Origin of the sequence: Vallitalea longa (genome assembly GCF_027923465.1) — a bacterium.
Classification (GTDB): domain Bacteria; phylum Bacillota; class Clostridia; order Lachnospirales; family Vallitaleaceae; genus Vallitalea; species Vallitalea longa.
In genome coordinates this window covers 28,419-53,094 of sequence record NZ_BRLB01000016.1, presented here as the reverse complement: position 1 = coordinate 53,094, position 24,676 = coordinate 28,419, and the positions used below count along the sequence as shown (strand labels likewise).

Genomic DNA, 24,676 nt, shown 5'->3' with positions numbered 1-24,676 from the left:
TAAGGGGAGGAATACATATGAGCGAAATAGGCATAAGAAAGACGCATGATAGTTTAAAAAAACAATTGATAGATTATATAAAAGCACAGTATCTAGCAGAAAATGATTTACTAATGGATGCTGCTGATGAACTACTGTTAGAAAAAGAAGTTCTTTATCAAGAACCGTATATAGAAGTTACTAAGAATTATAAAATAGTAAGTAATGGTTTTGAAAATGCTAAGCTAGATGCAGAAAGAATAGATATTTTAAAAAGTTTGATTGATTTTGGACTAGGCGTTTTCAAAACTCCATTTCAACATCAGGTCAATGCTATTGAGAATTATTATGAGGGAAAAGATATAATGGTTACATCAGGTACTGGTTCTGGTAAAACGGAATGTTTTTTATGGCCAATTCTTACAGATTTGATATACGAATCATATCATAATGAACAGTCATGGAAACAGGAAGGAATTAGAGCATTGGTTCTTTATCCTATGAATGCACTGGTTTCTGATCAGTTAGGAAGAATGAGAAATATTATCGGTAAGAAAGATGATGCATTTCATAAAATATTATGTGGAAAAGGAATAAGAAGAAGAGTAAGATTTGGTATGTATACAGGCAGAACACCATATGCAGGACAGGATAATATAAATAAAAATAAAAATTTAGCCGGCTTAATTCGTAAAAATTACATAGACTCAAATGCACATGATAAGCTTAAAGAGATAGGCCGTATACCTTCAAAAAACTTGGATAAATTCTATAAAAACTTATCAAAAGGATTACAAATAACAGACTCAGAAGATGCGGAACTATATACTCGTGGTGAGATGCAGAAGATATGCCCAGATATATTAATAACCAACTATAGCATGTTGGAGTACATGTTGATGAGACCCATAGAGGATAATTTTTGGAATAAGACAATACAGTGGCTTAATGTGGCAGAAGATAACAAACTTTTATTAGTAATTGATGAAGCTCATATGTATAGAGGGGCATCTGGAGGAGAAGTATCACTACTTATTCGTCGATTAATGGATAAGTTGGGTATAAATAGTTCTAAAATGAAGTGTATTTTAACAAGTGCCAGTATACCTGCTGATAAGAATAATGAGTTGCAAGAATTTGCATGTGGTTTGACTGGGAAGGATTCCGCTCATGATTTTTTCAAGATAATTAGAGAAGAAACGGAGAAAGTTGATAACTATAAAGTTGGCACTATGGAGCAAGCTAGTTTTTATGCAAACTTGTCCTTATATAATTTACAAGGAGAATTTGAGCAACAATTAATTGAATATAATAAATTTGTTGAGATGTATAATTGGTCAAAAGTACCTATAGAAGCAGATAAAATAGGGCACTGGTTATTTAAAAATTTAGCGGAAGATAGCTTAATGTGTCAGTTAATACATGTATGTAGTGAAAAAGGCAAAGCATTTTCAACAATAGCTAAGGAAGTATTTGAGGCAGATGTGCCTATCTCTATTTCTGAACAGGCATTAGAAATTCTTATGCAATTGGGGACAATGGCAAAATCTAATGATGGAAAGGTCTTGCTTGGTTCAAAAGTACATATGTTATTTAAGGGGCTACAAGGACTTTTTGCTTGTGTAAATCCTAATTGTACCCATAGTCATGAAGGAATGGGTATAAAGCTTGGATACATTACGGATAAGAATATCGAAATCTGTCCACATTGTGGAGGTAGAATGTTTGAACTAATGATGGATAGAAAATGTGGAACATTATATATTAGAGTTTTTATAGATGATGAAATGCGTAATGTAGAGCCTTTTGATTTTCTGTGGCCAAGGCATAATCGAATTATTAAAGCACCACATGAAATGCATTTGTGGATTATGCCAGAAAATAGAACTGACCTTTTTAAAATTAATAAGAAGAGAGGTAAAGCTAAAGATAAATCTGTAGTGGGCTATTTAGATTCAAAGACAGGTTTGCTTTTTAGAGAAGAATCTCATGCAGGTGAAGAGGGGTATTTAAAGGTTCTAATTTCAGATTATTTTAGCAAAGAGAATGAAGCATATTCCTTTTCAACTTGCCCGAATTGTGGTAAAGACTACAATAGGATTACACCATTTATTACTAGAGGTAATGAACCTTTTGCCAATATTGTTAAAGCACAGTTTGAGTCTCAGGTAAGTAAGGATATGAGTCTGAATAATGAAGGTAAAAAAGTTTTGCTTTTCTCAGATAGTAGGCAAAGAGCTGCTACGTTAGCAAGAGATATGACAATCTCATCAGATGGTGATGCAGGTAGACAAGCTATCTTTATGGCTCAAAAACTTTTAGATGATAGCCGAGAAGGTGATAATACGCTTGATTTGCTTTATTATGCATTTTTGAAAGTTGTATACGACAATAAGCTCAATTTTTTTTATGGGGAAGAAAAGGATATATTTAAGAGCCATTTGAAAAAGTATGAGGAGTTTTATTCTTTACGTTCTCGTGTTAGATTTAATAACATGGATAAAAAAATTGGCAATCCACCACAAATGTTTTACCAACTATTACTGAAAAATATAAGTGATAGTTACCGTTCATTTAATAATCTTGGACTTGGACAAGTGGTGTTGGCTGAATCAGGTGATGCCGGTGAAGATTTAGAATATGAAATTTTAGGAAAAGCTGAATTACTTACGGGGATATGTGAAGAAGATATAAGAGCAATTTATAATACTTGGATTCAATATTTGTTAGTCAGAAAAATTGCTGTTTTTCCTGAGATAGGTGATGATGTCAGAAACAATATTTTGGCATATGATCGTGGAGGATTTGGAATTGATGAAATAGCCAAATTTCCACAGTTTATCAATGCAATATTAAGCGAGTACGGCGTGACTGGTGATAAAGTACAGATACTACTTGATAAATTTGATTTCATGACAGAAATATTACAGGCATCTGGAAGAAACCATAACAGAAAATATGTATTTGGATCAAGATTGGAATTAAAGACGGCTGAAAATTCAAAATGGTATAAGTGTCATCGATGTGCAGGTGTTTCTACCTATACTTTATGGGGTCATTGTATTTATTGTGGAAGTAAAGATTATGTGCATCTTATAGATGAGGAACATCTAAATCGATACTCATTATGGAGAATGCCGGTTTTAAATGCAATTGCCGGAGAGAAGATCAGGAATATTACTACTGAGGAGCATACAGCACAATTGTCATACAAGGATACAAAGAAAAATATATGGGTAACCACAGAAAAGCATGAGCTTGCATTTAGAAACATTACACTTGAAGAAGATGAAGAACCTATAGATGTGTTGAGTTGTACGACTACAATGGAGGTTGGTATTGATATAGGCTCTTTGACAAGTGTTGGGTTGCGTAATGTTCCACCTATGCGTGAAAACTATCAACAAAGAGCAGGTCGTGCAGGTCGTGCAGGTGCAGCTGTTTCTTCGATTGTTACTTATACAGAAAATGGACCACATGATGCTTGGTATTTTAAACATCCAAGTGAAATAATATCTGGTACGCCAAGAATACCATGGATTGATGCAACAAATAAGAAATTAGTGAAACGACATATTAATCTAATTTTGTTGCAGGAATACTTAAGAACAGGGCAGCTGGGATTGGATGATATTAATACTATCAACTTCTTTGATACTGGAGAAAATTTGAATTATTTGTCATTCATTGATTGGGCTAAAGAAAATATTGCATCAATAAGAAAAAGAGAAAATGTTTTAATTCCTTTAAAAGAATTCAATTGGAAGACTTATATTAAAGAACTAGATGATAACATTTGTATTATTGCCTCAAAGGTGGAAGAAGCTCCTTTTATGTATACTCCACCAGTGAAAACAGATGACTCACGCTCTAATTCATATCGATTAATGGATGTATTATTTTCAGAAGGTATGCTACCAAACTATAGTTTTCCAAGAAATATAGTGCACTTTTGGATTGAAGATTTAAATGGGGTAGTAAAAGAGAGTCCAGAAAGAAGTATTGATATTGCGTTAAGTGAATATGCACCAGGTCGTTCACTTGTTGTAAATAAGCAGACATATATATCGGGTGGACTATTTGATTATTATACAAAATTCCAAAAAGATAAAAGATTTAAGGCAGCCGAGGCATGGCTTGAATTGGAGGATGAATATAATAAAAGAGTTATTTGTTGTACTAATCCGTTTTGTGGGTGGTTTGGTGTTAATGAAAAATATGAGAAATGTCCTCTGTGCAACGATACTTTAGAATCACATACTATGATTAAACCATGGGGATTTGCTGCAAGAGAAGGAAGAAACATTCCTGAAACTCATGAGAACCAAGAGATGTCTTATGCAAGCCAGCCATCTTATTCATCCATGCCATCTGGTGCGAAAATGCGAGAAGTGGGGGTTGCCGGATATATCAAGATGGAGAATAGAGATAATCAGAAACTTGTTATTATAAATAAGGGGCCTGAGGAAGAAGGTTTTGAACTGTGTGGAAAATGTGGAGCTATTGAGCCTAATATTGGTAATTCTACAGAGAAAAATAATAGAAAGAGACCATATAAGATTCCATATATGAAAGATGATTCCATGAAGTGTAGTCATAATTATTCAAACGTCTATCTTGGATATGAGTTTAATACCGATATGATGGTATTAGAATTGAAGCTAGACGAAAGCAAATTGGATTTAGAAGCCCCATTTTCAGTTTGGTTAATACCTGCGCTTACTACTTTTACTGAGGCATTGGCGGTGGCTGCCAGTATAGAGTTAGATGTTGAATTCGGTGACATGAAAAGTGGTTTTCGTATAAGAACCGTAGGAAATAACACATATGCAGATGTTTATCTTTATGATAGCTTAAGTTCAGGAGCAGGATATGCAGGAAGAGTTTCAAGACTGATAGATTCTGTTTTGAATAAAATGAATGAAATATTTGTAGATTGTGATTGTTCAGGCTCTTGCCCAAATTGTCTGCAACACTTCTGGAATCAGAGGCAGAAGTGTAATTTAGATAGATTCTTAGGAAGTGACTTCTTAGAATTTATGAGAGGTGGAAAGTTAAGGGTTTCGGTTGAAAAAGAGGAGCAAGAAAAATATTTTAATCAAATTATTAGGATAGCAGAAATGCAAAGGTATCATAAAATTATTGATAAAAAAAATAATAAGTTCTATTTAAAAACTAGAGATGGTGAAAAAGAAATTATTATTTATCCGGCCATGTGTAATTTGAAAGTACTTGATATAAAGAATAAGATTTGCTTATCTGATAGAATGTGTAAATATGCTATTTCAGAAATCTGGCAGAGTATACGTCAACAATTATAAATGAGTTAAAATATTAGATACTATATAATAGTAATGGATAAAAACAGGAATAAACAATATTATTATTCATGGATTATATTTACATTATATATGTATATTATGTCTATAATGTGTAGTTGGCAAGGCATCTTACAAAGCTATATAATATGAAATTGTAAAAGCAAGAATGTAACATTGGACGTTTGCAAATTAATTGGAGGATAATAACATGGAGAAAATAAATGTATTACACCAAATGAATGAATTGAAAAAAATATTGTCATATTCTAAAAATATTGGGTTTTTCTTTGGAGCTGGAACTTCCTGCGCATTTGGTCTTCCTAATATAAGTAACCTGACCCAAGGAGTTGAAGACTCTTTAGAACCTTCATTGAAAGATGAATTTATTAAGGTTAGGGAAAGTTTAACCCAATTGATAGGAAAATCAATCATTACTATAGAGGATATTCTAAATTATATTCGCCAGATAAGAGACATTACGCATGAAAAAGATGACAGAGAACATGATGGGATTTCTGGTGTTAATGCAAAGCAGCTTGATTTAGCTATCTGTAGGTGTATTTTTGATATTATAAAAGGAAAAGAAGGTAATGCAGATATTACGGATATTCAGAAGTTCCTTGCTTGGTATGATACGTCTAATAGAAATTATGTAAAAGAAATTTTTACAACAAATTATGATATGCTTTTAGAAAAGGCAATGGAAGTAAACTGCATTCCATATTTTGATGGTTTTGTTGGTTCGTATGAACCTTTCTTTTGGCCTGAAAGCATTGATAAATTTGTGCCTGTTTCTGAATTAACGGGTAATTGGATTCGGTTGTGGAAAATTCATGGTTCATTAAACTGGGAATCCAAAGGTGGATTAAATGGTGAGCCCCTAAAAATTATTCGAGCTGGGAAAATTGATGAGCCTCAAAATGAGATTCTGATTTACCCGTCAAAAGAAAAATATAATTTATCGCGAAAGCAGCCATTTATTGCATATTTTGATAGATTAAAAAACTATCTTCTTCGCGGTGAATTACTTTTTATTTTTTCTGGTTATTCATTTTTTGATCAACATATCAATGATGTTGTTTTTAATTGTCTACGGCAAAATGCCAGATTATACGCAGTTGTTTTATGCTTTTCCGATGAACAAGTTGAATTTATGCAAGACTTCGGCAAATCATATTTAAATCTCTGTGTAATGGGACCAACTAAAGCAATTGTGAACGGAAACCTTTGCGAATGGTCATTCGATGATGCAGAAGACGATAATGATAAATCAGAATTTTACTGGAATGAAATTGATAAGAATTTCACATTGGGAGATTTTAAAAAGCTGATTGATTTTTTAATTGAGAATTCAGGTAGACGGTCTATCATTGAGGAGGCCATACATGCAAAATGAAATCACATATCTTGGGAAAATAATACGTGTAGATTCAAATACGATTGAAGTACAAATTAGCGATAGTATTCCATCATCAAGTCCAATTATTGGGGCGAAGGTTTACAAAATTGGTCAGATTGGAACGTTTGTAAAAATACCAGTAGGAAATATTGTGTCATACGGGATAGTTGAATCTGTCAGTAATATGCCAAGCAAAGAAATTAGTTCTGATAATCAGCAAAATTTGTATAGCAGATATTTAACAATCAACCTTATTGGTGAAAAAATTGGAGATAAAAAATTTGAAAAAGGAATTGGATTGTACCCAACAATAAATGATGAAGTTCACATTGTTGTTGAATCTGATCTTAAAGATATTTATGGCGAATCTGATAATGGGCTAATTGCCATTGGAAAACATTCGTCATCAGATAATTTAGATGTATATCTTGATTTACATAAGTTAGTGTTAAGACATTCTGCTATTTTAGGTTCTACTGGTAGCGGAAAGTCCAACTCGACAGTCGCCATTGTAAAACGCATTGTTTCGGAATACTCAAATTCAAGAGTCGTATTAATTGATCCTCATGGAGAATACGGATCTGCTTTTCCTGAGGCTAAGGTATTACGCATTAATGACAAATGTAGCCCCCTGTATATTCCATTTTGGCTTATGAATTTTGATGAGCTTGCCTTTTTTCTGGTAGGAGCCAAAACAACAGACGATTCACGTCCTGAATATAGACTGTTTCGCGAATTGATTACGAATTTAAAAAAGAAGCATTATAAGTTAAAGTCTGGAAACGTGAATCCTGATTTTATAACTGCAGATTCCCCAATACCATTTAGCTCTAGAGAACTTTGGCATACTATGAATTGGTGGTTGAATGCAAGTTTTTCTACTAATCAGAGTAAAGACGTTCAAAATGAAGAAACAGCTTGTCAAACTAGTCATGGAGAAGCTGAAACTCTTAGACCAGCGGAGTTTAAACCATATGCTATGGGAAGTCAAGCACCTTATAAAAGTAAACATCAAGAATACTATTCATATGAAAAAAAATTGTTAAGTCGATTAAAAGATAGTAGATATGATTTTCTCTTTTATTCTGGTGATTATAAAGATGAAAATTCTTCAAAAGATTTGCATAATTTATTGCGTGAATGGATCGGCGGACCAGAACGTCTTACAATATTAGATTTAAGCAATGTTCCATTTGAAGTTTTGGATATTACAGTGGGACTTATAACTCGTTTTATTTATGATAGTATGTTTTGGGGTAGATACGAAAGTTATACTGGTAAAAATAGACCTTTGTTATTAGCTTACGACGAAGCCCATACTTATCTTGGTAAAAGTGAGAGCATAACATATGCTAAGACTGCTGTTGAACGTATATTTAAAGAGGGGCGTAAATTTGGAGTAGGAGCAATGGTTATTTCGCAACGACCTTCTGAGATTTCGGAAACCATTCTTGCACAAGTCGGAACATTTATAGCATTACGCTTAACTAATTCAATGGATCAATCAATAGTTAAATCTTTAGCACCAGATAATATGAATAGTCTTATTAATCTTTTACCATCTTTAAGAATTGGAGAAGCAGTGGTAGTGGGGGAAGCAATAAGAATTCCATCAAGAATTAGATTACCACTGCAAAATCCAAGACCAGACAGTGCGGATCCAAAACTAATTGAATGTTGGAGCAAAACATTCACAGCTGATCCTGAAGATTATAAGTCTGTCGTCACAAAAATACGTGAACAAAAACTTTGATAAGGAGAGTGAAAGTAATGGATAGAAAGTATGTTGAATCTGAAGCGATTGAAAGTATAGGATATGATTTTCCATCAGGAATATTAGAAATTGAATTTAAATCTAATAACGTTATATGGCAATACCCAGATTTTCCTGAGTATATGTGGTATGAATTTGAATCTGCAGAATCCAAAGGAAAGTATTTTCATGCAAATATTAACAAACAATTTACACCAAATGGATATCGTGTAGGTTAATAATAAAAAACAATATTGATTTAGGCTATAATTTAGTGGTTGAAATGTTGCAGTTTAGGGATATTAGAAAATTGGGTAGAGTTGTCACCTGTAGGCCAAAAGGAGTATCTAATGAAAACTTATAGTATTTTTAAATCAATAGTGTTTACATTAACAACAATAATATTATTTTTTTATGGGGGATTATATTTCCTATTATGGAAGACGACCCAATGTAGGGTATATTATAGGGAGGGACAGTTTCAGTAGGAACGTACAGACTAGTATTTAAGTTTATAGAATTTTTATTATTTAGCTCAGTACCTATTGTTAAAAATATGATTTTGAAAATTCATATTTAAAGGGGCAATGGGTAGGGTGTTATCGCGGATTGGATAACAATCCGAACTATTATGTAGATTATTTTGAGCAAGCTTTTGAGGGGTTGGTCATAAGAGGAAAGTGTTATGCGAATAATGGCTCATTTAAGGGCAGTTGGATTTCAGATCATGTAATTGTTAATGAAGAGAAAGGCACAATAACTTATACATACGAAACAGATATGATAAATAGTACTCATTAAGCCAAAGATAGCTGTATTTAATTTTGAAAGTAGTAGTAAGAGTAAACATCCTAAAAATATGTTTGGCTTTTCATCAGATATTTTTACAGCGCAAAAATTACTTTCATTGGAAACAAGGGTTGAGTTAAAGAAAAGCATAGCTGATAAAGGATCTGATTAATATTGCAAAGGAACTTTATGAAGAAATCATCATTATTTTGATTAAAACAAGATGGCGATATACATGAGATTGTAGTTAATAGTAAGTGTATGACCAACTTTATAGAGGGAAATTACTCCATAGGTTGCATCTTAAGAATCTTCTATGTAATCCGCGTATGACATACGTGAGAGCATACACATATCTTACATTATTCATATACGGTAAAGTTAAACCAAATAAGCATTAGGCTAAAAAAGAGATGTATGGTAGGATGCCAATTATAGCAATATGGTGTCCTAACTTAACTTCCAATTAGGCTAATTTTTAAAGGTAGCTATAAGAGAAACTAAAAAAATTGATAATGAAAGGAGCAGACACATGAATGATAAGCAATTTATTGACGCTTTTACATCAGCAGGGGGATGGTTTATAGCCAAGTATTATGAAATGATTGCTGATTTTTGTGGTGAAAATAAAGAGTTAGTATTACTAATATTTGAAGACGGAACAGATAAAAGAATTACGGGAACATCGACAAGAGTATCAAGTGTTAAACGAATTATAGAAGGTGGGCGTCAAGTAGATGCATTAGTAAAAATTAGAGAATTCAAAGAGAATTGCACGAATACATCCAGAAAGTAGGAAAATAACATCAAAAATTTTAAAAGGAAAATTTAATATATTATTTTATCATTATCAATATATACTGATTGTTATATTTGTCAGGATAAGATATGATAGTAACGACATGGAACAATCGAGTTACAATGATTCAGGTGCAGGTTATGGAGTGAGGATTTCTAAATCAGATAGAGCTAAAATGTTTATGCATCTTGGAAGAATGTTATTGTCCATATTGGTAAATTTGGAAACAGTAAAGCGATCTCTATTAAAGATACTTTTTGGACAACGAACTACAAAGTATGAAGATAGGAGAATTTGATTGCTAACGGATTAGATAAGTGGTAAAAAGGGAAACCATGAACTCATATTATTTCCTCAAAATTATAATAAGTTCATATTAATGGTCAAAAGTGTAAAAGGACTTGCAATATGGGGAGGAAAAAGCACCTTTACATATGATGGTTGTGTTGAAATTGGAACTAGAATATACTTTGGTAAAAAGTTGAAAATATGTTAGTAAACATACATAAAGGATTAGCAAGGTAAATTGTATTAGCTTATAGAAATTAAAGTATATTTAAAATTATGAAAACAAACCGTAAAGAAAGAAAGAAGAATATGGCATAGATGGATATGGAAGAAAAGTTTATGCCCAACGCATTTAGTGGGTGTACATATACTTGCCCTTATTGTTTGGAAAAAATTAATGTTGGAAATGTCATGACAGAGAAGATTATTTTGCACATAAATCAATTACCATTCCTGAAACTCATGAGAATCAAGAGATGTCTTATGCAAGCCAGCCATCTTATTCATCCATGCCGTCTGGTATAATAATTGTGGTATATTTACATATAGTGTATATAGTATATCTGAAGTTGAAAGATGAATGACTAAAGAATAGCATTAAGTTAAAGTTAGGATTATCTAATGATGAACTATAATATAAATAATGGTGATTTTTATTATAACCTTTCAACTAAGTATATTATAGACAATATGAATTATAGGAGTTAATATATGAAAATGTTAGAGGCAATAGATTATTTTATTGAATATGAAGGTCACAATATCTTACATAGTATTGCAAATATCAAATCTAAACTTGATTTGAAAAATGACAAGGTAACTAAACCAAAAGAAATTATAGAAGTTGTTTCAGCACGAAAATATAATAAAGCATTACAAATAATTGATTGGAAATTAAATAAACTGGATAATGAGAAGAAAGAAAATGTTAGAAAAAAACTAAAGAATTTAATTTACACTAAAAATATTATTGCATCAGAAGAAATAAAAAGTTGTGTTGATGAGATTTTTCACATGCTTTATACATCCGAAAAAAAAGAGTTTATCAAAAAACAGAAAAATGATATTTTAGAAGTAATATCACAAAATGATTTTTTATTAATGTATCCAGTGTATAACTTTGGATCAACATTGATTCCAATGTGTACTTATCATTGCACTTACAACGATGACAAAGTAGTAATACTAGAATATACATTTACGGAAGAACTGTTTTTGGGTATCATGGGTTATGATAATGATATTGATGCGTATTTTGATAGCAAAAAAGATCGACAAAATTTTTTTCGTTCCATTAATAGTTATGATAACAATAATATTATTGAATTGACAGACATTATTTTAGAAGAGATTTATAAAAAAATACCTAAGTCGAAAATGATATTACAGTCAAAACAACAGAAGCACTTTAAGATTGCTATAGATGGAAGTTTCTCAGAATATGTTGCTCCTTTTAAAGAAGAATTGTTGCTGGTTAAACATAATCTTCAAAGTAAAGAATCTATATTATTAAATAAATACTTAATAAATGAAACATCCAAAGAATACCATTTGTCAATGTCTAGAATATCACATCATGGAAGTTATCCATTTGAAATAGATTATATAAAGGAATCACTTCCCAAATATGGAGTTAACGAAAAGCAATGGTCAATAATTGATAGAAGTCAAAATAGTAATATGCTGGCTGTTACAGGCCCACCAGGAACTGGGAAAACTACTGTACTTAAAGAGATTATTGCAGATAATTTTGTTAAAAAGACAAAAGCATTAATTGATGTATGGGATAAAGATTGGACTATGTGTAAAAGTGGGGTTTACGAATCACCTCTTGGTGGTGAGAATAATTATTCAATCCTTATTAGTTCTACAAATAATAATGCAGTAGATAATTTGGGAGATGAATTAGCCAAAGAGATAAAACTGTTTAATAGAAGTAAGTTGAGTAGAGTAAAAAGTACTTTTTGTGCAAAAATGGGTAAAAAGGATAACATTGAAACTTTTATTAAAGAATGTTTTTTACCTTTAATTCAAACATTGAATGATATTGAAGAATATAATGAAGATCTATCATTAAACAAAGAATTTATAAATATATATATTGATATTGAAAAATTTAATGAAAGTATAGCATTGTTTGATAATGTTAAAGATGAGCTTGAAAGTGTAGGAATTAATGTATTTGATTATGATAGTGTCAATCAAATAGATATGGAATTACAAGAAAAAAGCAATCAGATTAATGATGATATCTGTACTAATAAAGAAATTATTAAATCACTTGAGTCTAAAATAAACGATGATCAACATGAGATTGTAAAAGATAATAAGAAAATAGGGACTTTAGAAAATGAATTAGACAACATTAAAACTAGACAAGAATCAATCAATAATATTAAGTCCATCCCTGTTATCGGACGAGTTTATTTATTATTTGTCAGTAAAGAAATTACTGAACTTGATATAAAAACTGAAAATACAAACAAAGAACTTAGTGGTTACAGAGATTCTAGTTTGTTTTTATCAAATGAGGTAATAAAAAATGAAAAGGAAATTAATAAAATTAAACAACAGAATATAGAACTGAATGATATATTAAATAAAAATAAATTAGTTACAGGAGTTATAAGTAGATATTTATCTAGATATATAGAATTCAAACAATTAATGAATAATTATAACATTAATCTAGATGTCAATGAATCAAGATATAAAATTTGTAATTGTGAAGCATTGCGGATGAAAAGAAGTAGACTGTTTCAATTGGCATTATTTATTAATGAAGCATACATCATTAAATACAGAAAACAAATTACCGAAGATCTAACCATAATACTTAATGAACCAGTTGGTATACTATTTAGTAAGTATTATAGGAGTACATATATATATGAGGAATCAGTAGAAAAGGATTTGAGAGCATTATGGGAAGTATATTTTTTGTGTTTTCCAGTGATAACTACAACATTGCACTCTTTACATAAAGGGAGTTTTCATATGATAGATAATATTTTTGATCTACTTCTCATAGATGAAGCTGGTCAAGTAATGCCTCATTATCTAGTAGGACCAATGTATAGATCACGTAGAGCAATTATTGTGGGAGATGTACTACAACTTAATCCAGTAAGAAATCAAGTATATCCAGAAGTATTTGAAAAATATGAAAAGCAATATGGTTTAAATGACATATATAATTTGGATAATCAGAGTGCTCAGAGTTTTGCAAACAGAGTTACAGACTATTATGAATTACTGGATAATAAAAAAATCGGTATTATACTTGAAGAACATAGGCGCTGTGAAAACAATATAGTAATGTTCTCTAATGATCACGTATACAGTAATAGAATGAAGATAGTGAAGATGAATGAAACGAAAGAATTGTTGGGCACCAATCTTGCTTTTGTAGATGTAAGAGGAATCAAAAATAAGGATTACACCAATAATGCTGAAGTCAATATTTGTAAAGCTATTGTGGCTGAATTAAAAAAGACTAGTCCTAACAGTGAAATAGGGATAATAACACCTTATAAAAATCAGGAAAAATTATTGGAATATAATATTAATAGTACTAATATTGAATGTGGTACAGTTCATAGATTTCAGGGGAAAGGCAAAGATATAATAATCATAAGTCTAGTTGTAAGTTCAATAAAAGACAAAAAAGGATTAAGTTTCCTTGGAGCTGAGCCTAATTTTTTGAATGTAGCATTAACCAGAGCCAAGAAACAGTTAATTATTGTTGGTAACTATGATATCTTGGATGGAAGTCATTATTTATCAAAGTTAAAACAAACGATTAGTACACATGGTAATGTGTATTCATTTTTTCATGATGAGTTTAAAATGAACATGGAAGTTTACAAACAAATGCAGAGAATTATGTCTTTTAGTTTGATAAAGAATGAAGAATATAACCGTATTTTTGCAAAATTTGAAGCTGTTAAAGGTTTACTATCCAACGATGAACATTACAAATTACTAAATAGTTTATTTGAAACAACAGAAAGTATTGAAGTATGTAGCCCATGGATAAATAGGGTAGTTGCTAAAAATGATTATATTGAGAAAATTCAAAGCTATGTAGAAACAGGCAAGAAGTACAAAATATTTTTTGGTAATAAAAAAACTAAATATACCCTTTCATCAAGAGAAGAGATAAGAAGGATTGTAGAAAAGGATTCAAGATATGCTACTACTGATAATAAGATTGAAGATGAAGTTGAGATGATAATGTCAATACAAAGAGCTATTGGAGAAAATTTAGTATATAAGCCACCTATGCATACTAAAATTCTTATTATTAATAATCAATATATGGTTATTGGATCTCACAATTGGTTATGTAAAAATGGTTTAGGACATAATAGTCCAGATGAGTTAAGTTGTATTGTTGAAGATGAGAGTATGATACAATATGTACGTAGTGAAATTATGAAATGTCTATAAGAAAAAGTTCAGAGAATTTTTAAGTATAAGGAATGTTTCTGAGTGATTTAATGTGGGAATATTTTATTGCAAATATACATGAAGATAATTAGTAGAAGAATCTAATATTAGGAGGTAATGTACTTGATATATAGTAATAATATACTTGAAATGCACGCAAAATGTTGGGATTACTTAATAAATATTCAAAAGATAGATAAAACTTTTTACTTTGCACCAAGAAAAATTAACAATCTAAATAGATTAGAACAAGGATACTTTTTTCTTGGTAATGATGATTATTTAGACATATCCTTTTGGGATGGTAGTGATACTATAGAAAAAATACATAATATCGCTTGGGGAGTAAAATCTAATGGTAGATGTTTCATATCAATAAGCTCAAAAGACAATGCAAATAAAGTTAAGTATTTAGAAGAATTAGTACATATATTAAATCAAAGGACAGGTAATGATTTTTGTCATATAAAAGAAACAAAATGGTGGTATGAATATCCTGAAGAAGTTTACTTTTTGGATAGTTTACAAAGCTTTTTAAATAAGGAAAAACCAATTATAGATGAGTATATTAAAAGGCATAAAGAAATAGGTATTAATATGTTAAACAGTGAGTTTAATAAACAATATGTATTAAAGAGGTTACAACAAAATGATAATATTAAATTTGAGGAAAAGAAAAGACAAGAGGGGATAGTGAGTGTATCTCCATCAAGTTATGTAAAAGTCTTACATCATAATGAGTTGCAAAATGCAATGGTAGAATATTTAAATAGCGATAGTAATAATAAATCTGTTACTAGTGAGGTAGATAAAGTAGATATAACCGTTAAGACAATCACTGGAGAAACAATATTTTATGAACTTAAAACATGTGATGTAAAAAATGCAATAAGATTAGCTATAGGACAATTGTTAGAGTACTGCCATTATCCTGATAAAAACAAAGCTGATAAATTGGTTATTGTTACGAAATATAAACCTAGTAGAATTATTATATCTTATATTCAACATATCAGACATATTTATAAGATACCTATTTATTATCAACAGTTTGATATGAATGAGAAACACTTATCTGATTTTTATTAAAATATACTATTCTATAGGTTTTTGAGATGAACATTGCTAAAGTGAGGAATAAATTATGAAAAAAACAGAATTTTATAATAGCGTTGAAAATGCAAGACAGGAAGCATATGAAACAAACGTGGCAAATAAAATAATTGATCAGCTAAAAAAACTGCGTTTTAGTAATAATGAAAATAGTGCAAAACGGTGGATTTGGGAACTGTGCCAGAATGCAAAGGATGTATGCAATTCTACAGGAAAAGTAAAAATAAGTATATATTTAGATAAAGAGAACAAAAAAGTATTTTTTCGCCATAATGGAAAAGCCTTTACAACAGAGAATCTTGTGTATCTCATTGAACAGGTTTCGACTAAAGATCGTATACTAGAGGGTGATGACAGAAAAAGTGGAAAATTTGGGACTGGCTTTTTAACAACACATTTGTTATCAGAGACTGTGAAAATATCAGGTTTAGTAATTGATAGAAATAAAGATTTGGCTCGTTTCTGTATTACATTGGACAGAACTGGAAGAAAAAAGTCAGAGATTATAGAATCTATCCATCGTTCAATTGAGCAGTTGCGTGACTGTAAACCCATAGATGGTTGTGAAATTGTTGATGAAAATGATTATAATACTGTATTTGAATATGATTTGGATGATAGTGGACTAGAGGTTGCTATGGAGGGATTAAAAAATTTAAGAATTTCAGCTCCGTATGTACTCTCTATGCTGCATGAAATTGAAGAGATTAGAATTGATCCATTTGGAGAAGTATATGCCTATAAAATGGAATATAATTATTTATTAGAAAACGCTGCTGTTTATGAAATCGAAAGTCAGATTAACGGTGAAAAACATAAAAGTTATATATTAAATTTAACAGAAGAAGATATAACTATATCTATTATGTTTGAGAAAAAAGAAGGTAATATATTTATTAAGTCATATGATAAAGAACAACCAAAGATTTTCTGCGATTTTCCATTGGTGGGAACAGATGATTTTCCGTTTCCTGTTATTATTAACTCTACATACTTTAATCCCACCGAACCACGTGATGGGATATTTCTTACTAGTAAGTCAAAAATTGAGGAAGAGATAAAAGAAAATCGCCAAATATTAGTTAAGGGTTGCGAATTATATAAGTGCTTATTACAATACGTATCTAAAAATGGTTGGTATGGAATATATAATATTACCAAATTGGACAGATATGAGATAAAGGAATGGTATGATGATAAGTGGATTAAAGATAAAATTGTTGATGCGTGTAAAAAAACAATATTAAGTACTCCTATCATAGAAAATTGTAAAAAGGAACGGATAGAAATTAATGATAGGTTTGGGGACACGCAGGTACTTATTGTTTCAAATTGTGATAATTTAGTTAGGACACAATTATGGGAATTGGGTAGTGTTTTATATCCAGAGGCTATTCCATGTTATGAAGAGTTTCATTATTGGTATAACTCCTTGTGGAATAAATGTAGAAATTTCACATTTCATGAGTTGACAAATAGATTAAATGGATTAGGTAATATAGCCAAGCTTTGTGCACTCTTAGGTCATACCAAATGGAGTGAGTGGTTAGAAAATTATTACCGTTTGGCAGGATGCAATAAAGAATTTGTAGAGGTGATAACCAGCAATCAAGTTGCTGTTGTTCCTAATCAAAACGGTGATTTTTGTCTATTATCTGAATTAGCTATTGATGATAATGTATTGATTGAGTATAAGGAACTTTTGAATTTTTTTGGTGTGGATTGTAAGAAGTCGCTGATACATTTGCAACTACCAAATCAAGCGTGGTTTTCATGCAAATATTATCACAACTCCGATATATTAAAAGCGATAGAAGATAATGTAGATAATTCAGATAAAGGGCACTTAGAGAAGATTTATTTTAATATTATCCAACTGTCTACTTCCAATTATAAAGGAATAGAGCAACAGAAAAAAATTATTGAGTATGCTTCAGTAATTTTTAAAGCGCATTTTTCTATTAAATATGTGGAAATTGTTTCTGATAAGCTCTTAGAAAATGGATATAAATATATCATGACAAGCATTGCTGACTATATTAGTGAGTGTGAAAGTATAGATAACCTTGCCCAGCATGTGGGAAGAGAAAATAAAAATATGCTGCATTGGATTTCTGATTTTATTGAATTTGCAGTTGCAAATGAATATGGGAACTTGATTGAAAAAAGTACAAAACCTATATTACCTAATCAGAATGGTGTTTTCGTTGTAAAAGATAATCTGTTCTTAGATGATGAAATGGATGATACATTAAAGGATTTGGCGAAATTTGCAGGATATGATGTGAGGAAAGAATTGCTTGCTAAAGAAATTTATTTAAAGTTACCAGAGAACCGTACAAAAAGAGATGAAGATTTGTCTTTGTGTATTACCCAATATGTAAAGAAACACAAGGGAAGTAACTTGGAAGTAGTAAAAAAATGTTTTAGTAAATTACTTGTGTGGATAAATGATAATGATGATAAAGCAAAGGTAATTTTTGAAGAGTTATATGATAAGAAGTATTATTTATATGATGACAAAGAAATTGCTGAGAATATAAGGAAGGCAGAAGCATTTGATATTCTTATGCAAAAATATGATATATCGGATCCTGATGTGTTGGAAGACATTATCTGTCAGAGCCAAATTAATAGTGATGAAGCTTTTGTTGAGCCAAAAGAAGAAGTAACAGAAGAAGTGTTACTTCAATGTGGTATTGATTCAGAGGACGAATTGAACAAAGCATTTAGTAATAAGATGTTTGCGGATAATTTTGTGCGAGAAACAAAACAAGGTAGTTCAGTTTACGAGTATGTAAGACAAATCCTTGAGCGCTCCAAGAATAGGATTATTAAATATCTTAGTCACAAAGATGATTACGACTTATCCAAATTTCAGCAGGTAGCTCGGACTGTATTTATAATAAAAAAAGGGAAAGAGGAAATATATCTTTTGACAAGACCTTCTGATGGAGGAGAAATTCGTCTATATTATGAAACAGAAAAGGATGTTTTAGACTATTCTAAAGATTGGGAACTTTGGGTTGAAGATGGAAAAAATGAGCCTGAGAAGATTACCTTTGGAAGAATGATAAAACTTACAGGTATTAATAGAATTCCATTAACGAGAATAAAGGAGATTAGATAATGGAAATAAATATAGACTATATAGTGAAAATAATTGAAAATAATAAAAAAGAAAACCTTGTATGTATGGTTCTTGAAATGCGCCCAGGAATGCTTGCTAAGTGTGTTTCAGGATTAGCGAATGTAGCTGGTGGGTATATAATGATAGGTGCAGAAGTTAGTGATGGGAAAATATGTATCAAAGGTTTTCTAAAAGCATTCAATATGGGCGAAATAATGGAAAACGTTAAGCATATGTTGTCAGAAGATCCGTTAGAGAGTTATGGAAATGTACGTATAGGCAGTAAAAATGTTTTTGTAATAAAAGTAGGTAAAACAAAGCAGAAAGTATCTTCAGATGGAAAATACTATCTCTATACTGACAACTCAATAGAAATTGTAGAGGATAGTAAAAGATTTGAAAACCCAAAACTATTTATCTCTTATAGGGAATGTGATGCACCAATTGTTGACCTACTAGAAGGTGTCATAAGAGATAAAATGGATAATGAAATAGAAATATCCCGATATACGCAAATTACATATAAAGAAAGTTTTAAACAATTTATGAACAGTATTCAGGCTCATGACTTTGTTTTGAGTGTGGTAAGCGATTCTTATTTGCGTTCACAGGCATGTATGTATGAGGTAGGTGAAACAATAAAAGACCATCATTATAGGGAGAAGTTATTATTTGTAGTATTAGGAGAGAATGAGAGAAAGTATTATGGTGAAAATGCACCTAAAAAAATAGCTGCCAATATTTACGGGGGACCATTGGCAAGATTAGAGTATGTGAACTATTGGAAAAACCAGTACAAATGCTTAGAAAAGATGATAAAAGAGATTGATGATTATGAAGCAACTAGAAACGCAGCAAATGATTTAAAAGAGATAGGGCAGATCTATAGAAATGATGTTGGAGAGTTTCTTGATTTCTTATCAGATGAGAATGGAAGGAGCTTTGCTATGTTAGCAGAAAATGATTTTGAGGATATTGTAAATTGGATTAGAAAATGATTTGATAAACCAAAATAGATAGAAAGATCATTTTTATAGAAACTATACAATATATATCCAAATTTCCTATTGTATTAATATTTCGAGAACCTAAATACATATCAAAGTCGAATATTAGAATACGTATTTTAAATATTGATACAAAGGAAGTTGAGGTATAATATATTACTAATTAAGATACAATAACTTAATTAGTAATATTATTATACTAAGGATGCAGATAATATCTATAGTTATTAACTTCCCATTATCATATTAGTACAAGCCATAATTTCTATAATTAGTAGCTCGGTGAGTAATCAATTTGCTCTTTTTAGTGAAAATATGGATGGATATATGCTTATTAATAACGGGATGTAGTAGTAAAAATAATGACATTGTTTTGTTAGAAAAAACAATTGAAGATATAAAAAGTGATAATATGTTTATGCTCAATGGATACTAAAGATTTGTAATCAATTACAGTAGAGGATGCTGTGCTAAAATTTCACTAGCTTCACTTTTAACAACTAAATATAAAATTTAGTTGTGTAGGACATTCCCAAAGAGATTTAGCCACCCTGTTGGATGTGGGCATGGGAAATTTGTACAATATTTCGAGATATCATGATATAATAAAGATTAGGATTTTTATTCATGATAAAATCCAAGTTATGATACCAATGACATATAACAAACTATAAAAATTATTAATTGATAAAAAATGAACAAAACCTAGATTAAAAAAGCTTTCTAATCTTAGTAGCAGCATTATCACAGAGAGAGTAATACAACTTGTTCACATTGAAACACGAATGAAGATAGGGCTGGAACTAGGTGTTAATATAGGTGATATTATAGAATTTAAAAAATGAAATATTAGGAGGCAAAATTATGATTACATCAGAAGAAATTAAAAGAAGATTATGGGATGGAGCAAATGAATTAAGAGGCTCCATGGATGCAAGTCGTTACAAAGATTATATGCTTGGCTTAATGTTCTACAAGTTTTTAAGTGATAAAACATTAGAAACTTTTAAAATAACTGCAGGAGTAGGTCAACTATCAGAAAAAGAATTAGTTGATGAGTATGCTAAGGCAAAGACTGAGTATGGAGATGAACTCAATAAAATGATACAAGGTGTGTTGGGGTATTATGTATCGCCAGAATATCTTTATCAAACATGGATTAAAGATATTAATTCAGGGAATTTTGAAGTTCAAAAGGTTACGGATAGCCTTAATAGTTTTGAAAGAACAATAGCTGTCTCTAGTGATTCAAGTGACTTTATAGGATTATTCTCTAGTTCGACTCTTGACCTAACAGATACTGCTTTAGGTAGCAATCTACATGAAAGAAGCAAAAATATTAAAGCACTGATATTGCTATTTGCTGACCTTAACATGGTGGCATTACAAAAGGGGGATATTCTTGGAGATGCGTATGAGTATTTAATTGGTCAGTTTGCAATGGAATCTGGAAAGAAAGCAGGAGAATTCTATACCCCACATCAAGTAAGTGAAGTTATGGCTCAGATAGTTGCCAAATCATCAGAAATAAAATCAATATATGATCCAACAGTTGGGTCTGGTTCATTACTATTAACAGTGAAAAAGCACTTGGGCAAGAATGTGCAAAGAGATTTATCTTACTATGGTCAGGAAAAAAATACAGCTACCTACAACTTGACCCGTATGAATCTTCTTCTTCATGGAGTGCGTCCAGAAAAAATGACAATCAAAAATGGGGATACTCTTTCCAATGATTGGCCAGAAGATCCCAAAAACCCCAATGAAGGAGTGCAATTTGATTCGGTTGTTATGAATCCACCCTATTCAGCAAAAAATTGGAATAAAGCAGGATTAAAAGTAAGCGATCCTCGTTTTGAAGTAGCAGGCACTTTACCACCAGATTCAAAAGGTGATTTAGCATTTCTACTACATGGATTATATCACCTAGGAACCAATGGAACCATGGCAATTGTATTACCACATGGGGTTTTATTTCGTGGCTCTTCAGAAGGAGAAATAAGAAAAAGATTACTAGATAAGAATTATATTGATACAATTATAGGTTTACCTAATAATCTATTTACTAATACAGGAATTCCAGTTGTAATAATAATATTAAAAAAGAATCGTAAAATTGATGCTCCAGTACTTATTATAGATGCATCAAATAGCTTTATTAAAATAGGAAAACAGAACGTACTTCAAGAAAAAGACATTGCCAAAATAGTAGATGTGTACATAGAAAAGGCGGAGATAACAGGATATAGTCATCTTGCTACACGTGAAGAAATCAAGAAAAATGAATATAATATGAATATTCCTCGTTACGTTGAATCAATCGATACAGAAATTAGCCAAGATGTAGATGCTCATTTGTTGGGTGGAATTCCACAAAAAAATATTGATGATCTATCAGTATTACAAGCACTAGTGCCAGATGTCTTAAATCGCTACTTGCAAACAATTCGTCCTGGATATGTCAAACTTACAAAACCAATAGATGAATTAACAAGCGAGATTCTAAATGATGTTCGGATTACTAATATGTCCCATGAAATCAAGGCAAAAACAAAGGATTATATAGAAAAGTATTGGAATATCTTACGAAATGTTGATAGTTCTACTGATATTACAAATCTTATGGGAGAAATGCTTAAAAGCATTAAAAACACCTTATCAGACTATAAGTATACTGATATATATAATGGATATCAAGTCATTGCGGAAATATGGAAAGATGCATTAACACATGATATAGAGCTTATTGCTAATGAGGGATTCTATAAGATGGGTCGTACCAGAGAACCAAATATGATAACAAAAGGTTCAGGAAAAAATAAACGAGAAGAACAAGATGGATGGGTTGGAAGTATTATTCCTAATGACTTGATTGCACAAGAACTTTATCATGGAGAATTAAAAGCGATTGAAAATAAAAAAGATTCCATTCGAGATATAGAAACAGAATTAACTCAATTAGTAGAAGCTGCAAAAGATGAAGATAGTAAAGAATATAACTCATTATATGATGTTTTGAAAAAGAACAAAGACGATGAAATAGGTAATGCTTTTGACAATAAGTTGTTAAAGACAGAGTTAAAGAAAGCTTATAAGGATACAGAAGAATATCAGTTACTTAAGAAAGTTGAAACATTAATAAGCAATAAATCTTCACTAACTAAAGCTGTCAGATCTGAGGAAAAAGAGCTAAAAGATGCTGTTGGGGAACGTATTCTAGTATTAACAGATGATGAAGTAGATATGCTTATGTATAAAAAATGGTTTGGAAGTACCGTTGAAAAAATGGTAGGTTTAGTACAAATTCCATTGGAAGTTGAATTAAACTCTTTACAAATGATACAGGAGCGTTATGCAAATACACTGACAGAGATAGATATGGAAATAGATAGATTGATGAGTGAGTTTGAAGCACTTAAGAACGAATTGGTGGTGTAATAATGAGTGAAAATGAGAAAAATGTACCGAAAAGACGATTTAAAGAGTTCGAGAATGCTGATTCTTGGGAACAGCATAAGTTGGGTTATGTAGCAATAGAAATAGTTGCAGGCGGAGACATTGATAAAGATAAAATTGTTAATTCTGGTAAATATCCTGTTTTAGCTAATGCATTAACCAATGATGGAATTGTTGGATATTATGAGGACGATTATCGAATAAAAGCTCCTGCAGTAACAGTTACTGGAAGAGGTGATGTGGGTCATGCAAAGGCAAGAAATATCGATTTTACGCCAGTTGTGAGATTGTTATCTGTAAAAACTAAGCATGATGTTGACTTTTTAGAACATGCTATAAACAACCATGAAGTTCTGGTTGAATCCACAGGGGTTCCACAGTTAACAGTACCTCAATTATCAAAATATGAAATATATTTTCCGAAAACAGATATCGAGGAAAAAGCTATTGGAGTCTTTTTTAAGATTCTCGACAACCTTATCACCCTTAATCAGCGTAAGTTAGATAAGATGAAAGAATTAAAAAAAGCATATCTTATAGAAATGTTTCCTGCTGAAGGAGAATGTAAGCCAAAACTAAGATTTGTTGGTTTTACTGACGATTGGGAACAGCGTAAGTTGGATGAGATAGCTACAATGAAAGCACGTATAGGTTGGCAAGGCCTCACACAAAAGGAGTTTCTCGATAAGGGTGATTACTACCTTATTACAGGTACAGACTTCGAAAACGGCCAGATTGATTTCACAAATTGTCATTACATTAATAAAGAAAGATATAGTCAAGACGCAAACATTCAAGTTAAGAATGGAGATGTATTAATCACAAAGGACGGAACTATTGGAAAAGTCGCATATATAAGGGATATGGAAAAACCAGCGACATTAAATGCAGGTGTGTTTGTTATTAAAGGAAAGGATAAAAACATAAGTAATTTATACCTATATCATTATCTTGCAGCACCATTTTTATTGGATTATGCAGACAAGCAAGCTACTGGTGGAACGATTAAACATCTTAATCAAAATGTGTTGGTTAATTTTCCAATTCCACTACCCAAAATTGAGGAACAACAGCGAATTGGCGAGTATTTTCAAAATATCGACAACCTTATCACCCTTCATCAGCGTAAGCTTGATAAACTACAAGATATAAAAAAAGCATACTTAAATGAGATGTTTATTTAAAAAGGA

14 protein-coding genes are annotated in these 24,676 nt (G+C 31.1%); all 14 read left to right on the top strand.

The features are described 5' to 3' along the window. Positions 1 to 17 precede the first annotated feature (17 nt). The 14 genes from QMG30_RS19440 (at position 18) to QMG30_RS19375 (ending at position 24,670) form a co-directional block, all read left to right on the top strand. Positions 18 to 5,300, top strand: a complete 5,283-nt coding sequence (locus QMG30_RS19440) for a DEAD/DEAH box helicase (RefSeq protein WP_281818334.1) — start codon at positions 18 to 20, stop codon at positions 5,298 to 5,300. Positions 5,301 to 5,508: 208 nt separating this feature from the next. Further along, positions 5,509 to 6,696, top strand: a complete 1,188-nt coding sequence (locus tag QMG30_RS19435) for an SIR2 family protein (RefSeq protein WP_281818332.1) — start codon at positions 5,509 to 5,511, stop codon at positions 6,694 to 6,696. Then, a complete protein-coding gene (locus QMG30_RS19430; protein WP_281818329.1) occupies positions 6,686 to 8,452 on the top strand; it encodes an ATP-binding protein in 1,767 nt (588 codons plus the stop codon). Before QMG30_RS19435 ends, QMG30_RS19430 begins: the two co-directional genes overlap by 11 nt. 17 nt (positions 8,453 to 8,469) lie before the next feature. Next, entirely contained in the window at positions 8,470 to 8,691 is a 222-nt protein-coding gene (locus tag QMG30_RS19425; protein WP_281818326.1) for a KTSC domain-containing protein, read from the top strand. Positions 8,692 to 9,061: 370 nt separating this feature from the next. After that, positions 9,062 to 9,253 carry a hypothetical protein gene (locus QMG30_RS19420; RefSeq protein WP_281818323.1) on the top strand — a complete coding sequence of 64 codons (192 nt, stop codon included), beginning with the start codon at positions 9,062 to 9,064 and terminating at the stop codon, positions 9,251 to 9,253. Between the two features lie 520 nt (positions 9,254 to 9,773). Next, positions 9,774 to 10,037: a hypothetical protein gene (locus tag QMG30_RS19415; protein WP_281818321.1), complete on the top strand. Its 264-nt coding sequence runs from the start codon at positions 9,774 to 9,776 to the stop codon at positions 10,035 to 10,037. A 106-nt stretch (positions 10,038 to 10,143) separates the two neighbouring features. Continuing rightward, on the top strand, positions 10,144 to 10,338 hold the full coding sequence (locus QMG30_RS19410) for a hypothetical protein (protein WP_281818319.1): 195 nt from the start codon (positions 10,144 to 10,146) through the stop codon (positions 10,336 to 10,338). 329 nt (positions 10,339 to 10,667) lie between these two features. Beyond that, positions 10,668 to 10,853, top strand: a complete 186-nt coding sequence (locus tag QMG30_RS19405) for a hypothetical protein (RefSeq protein ID WP_281818316.1) — start codon at positions 10,668 to 10,670, stop codon at positions 10,851 to 10,853. 186 nt (positions 10,854 to 11,039) lie between these two features. Beyond that, positions 11,040 to 14,780 carry an AAA domain-containing protein gene (locus QMG30_RS19400; RefSeq protein WP_281818314.1) on the top strand — a complete coding sequence of 1,247 codons (3,741 nt, stop codon included), beginning with the start codon at positions 11,040 to 11,042 and terminating at the stop codon, positions 14,778 to 14,780. Between the two features lie 123 nt (positions 14,781 to 14,903). Next, entirely contained in the window at positions 14,904 to 15,869 is a 966-nt protein-coding gene (locus QMG30_RS19395; protein WP_281818311.1) for a hypothetical protein, read from the top strand. A gap of 55 nt (positions 15,870 to 15,924) precedes the next feature. After that, a complete protein-coding gene (locus tag QMG30_RS19390; protein WP_281818308.1) occupies positions 15,925 to 19,023 on the top strand; it encodes an ATP-binding protein in 3,099 nt (1,032 codons plus the stop codon). Further along, positions 19,023 to 20,021 carry a TIR domain-containing protein gene (locus QMG30_RS19385; RefSeq protein WP_281818305.1) on the top strand — a complete coding sequence of 333 codons (999 nt, stop codon included), beginning with the start codon at positions 19,023 to 19,025 and terminating at the stop codon, positions 20,019 to 20,021. Before QMG30_RS19390 ends, QMG30_RS19385 begins: the two co-directional genes overlap by 1 nt. A gap of 873 nt (positions 20,022 to 20,894) precedes the next feature. Next, positions 20,895 to 23,468 carry a type I restriction-modification system subunit M gene (locus tag QMG30_RS19380; RefSeq protein WP_281818304.1) on the top strand — a complete coding sequence of 858 codons (2,574 nt, stop codon included), beginning with the start codon at positions 20,895 to 20,897 and terminating at the stop codon, positions 23,466 to 23,468. Between the two features lie 2 nt (positions 23,469 to 23,470). Next, complete coding sequence (locus tag QMG30_RS19375; RefSeq protein WP_281818302.1) at positions 23,471 to 24,670, top strand: restriction endonuclease subunit S; 1,200 nt, start codon at positions 23,471 to 23,473, stop codon at positions 24,668 to 24,670. The last annotated feature ends 6 nt before the right edge of the window (positions 24,671 to 24,676 follow it).

Excerpts from the sequence above, each read along its gene's own strand:
- QMG30_RS19440 (WP_281818334.1), top strand. The coding sequence starts at position 18 with ATGAGCGAAATAGGCATAAGAAAGACGCATGATAGTTTAAAAAAACAA.
- QMG30_RS19435 (WP_281818332.1), top strand. The coding sequence starts at position 5,509 with ATGGAGAAAATAAATGTATTACACCAAATGAATGAATTGAAAAAAATA.
- QMG30_RS19430 (WP_281818329.1), top strand. The coding sequence starts at position 6,686 with ATGCAAAATGAAATCACATATCTTGGGAAAATAATACGTGTAGATTCA.
- QMG30_RS19425 (WP_281818326.1), top strand. The coding sequence starts at position 8,470 with ATGGATAGAAAGTATGTTGAATCTGAAGCGATTGAAAGTATAGGATAT.
- QMG30_RS19415 (WP_281818321.1), top strand. The coding sequence starts at position 9,774 with ATGAATGATAAGCAATTTATTGACGCTTTTACATCAGCAGGGGGATGG.
- QMG30_RS19410 (WP_281818319.1), top strand. The coding sequence starts at position 10,144 with ATGGAACAATCGAGTTACAATGATTCAGGTGCAGGTTATGGAGTGAGG.
- QMG30_RS19405 (WP_281818316.1), top strand. The coding sequence starts at position 10,668 with ATGCCCAACGCATTTAGTGGGTGTACATATACTTGCCCTTATTGTTTG.
- QMG30_RS19400 (WP_281818314.1), top strand. The coding sequence starts at position 11,040 with ATGAAAATGTTAGAGGCAATAGATTATTTTATTGAATATGAAGGTCAC.
- QMG30_RS19390 (WP_281818308.1), top strand. The coding sequence starts at position 15,925 with ATGAAAAAAACAGAATTTTATAATAGCGTTGAAAATGCAAGACAGGAA.
- QMG30_RS19385 (WP_281818305.1), top strand. The coding sequence starts at position 19,023 with ATGGAAATAAATATAGACTATATAGTGAAAATAATTGAAAATAATAAA.
- QMG30_RS19380 (WP_281818304.1), top strand. The coding sequence starts at position 20,895 with ATGATTACATCAGAAGAAATTAAAAGAAGATTATGGGATGGAGCAAAT.
- QMG30_RS19375 (WP_281818302.1), top strand. The coding sequence starts at position 23,471 with ATGAGTGAAAATGAGAAAAATGTACCGAAAAGACGATTTAAAGAGTTC.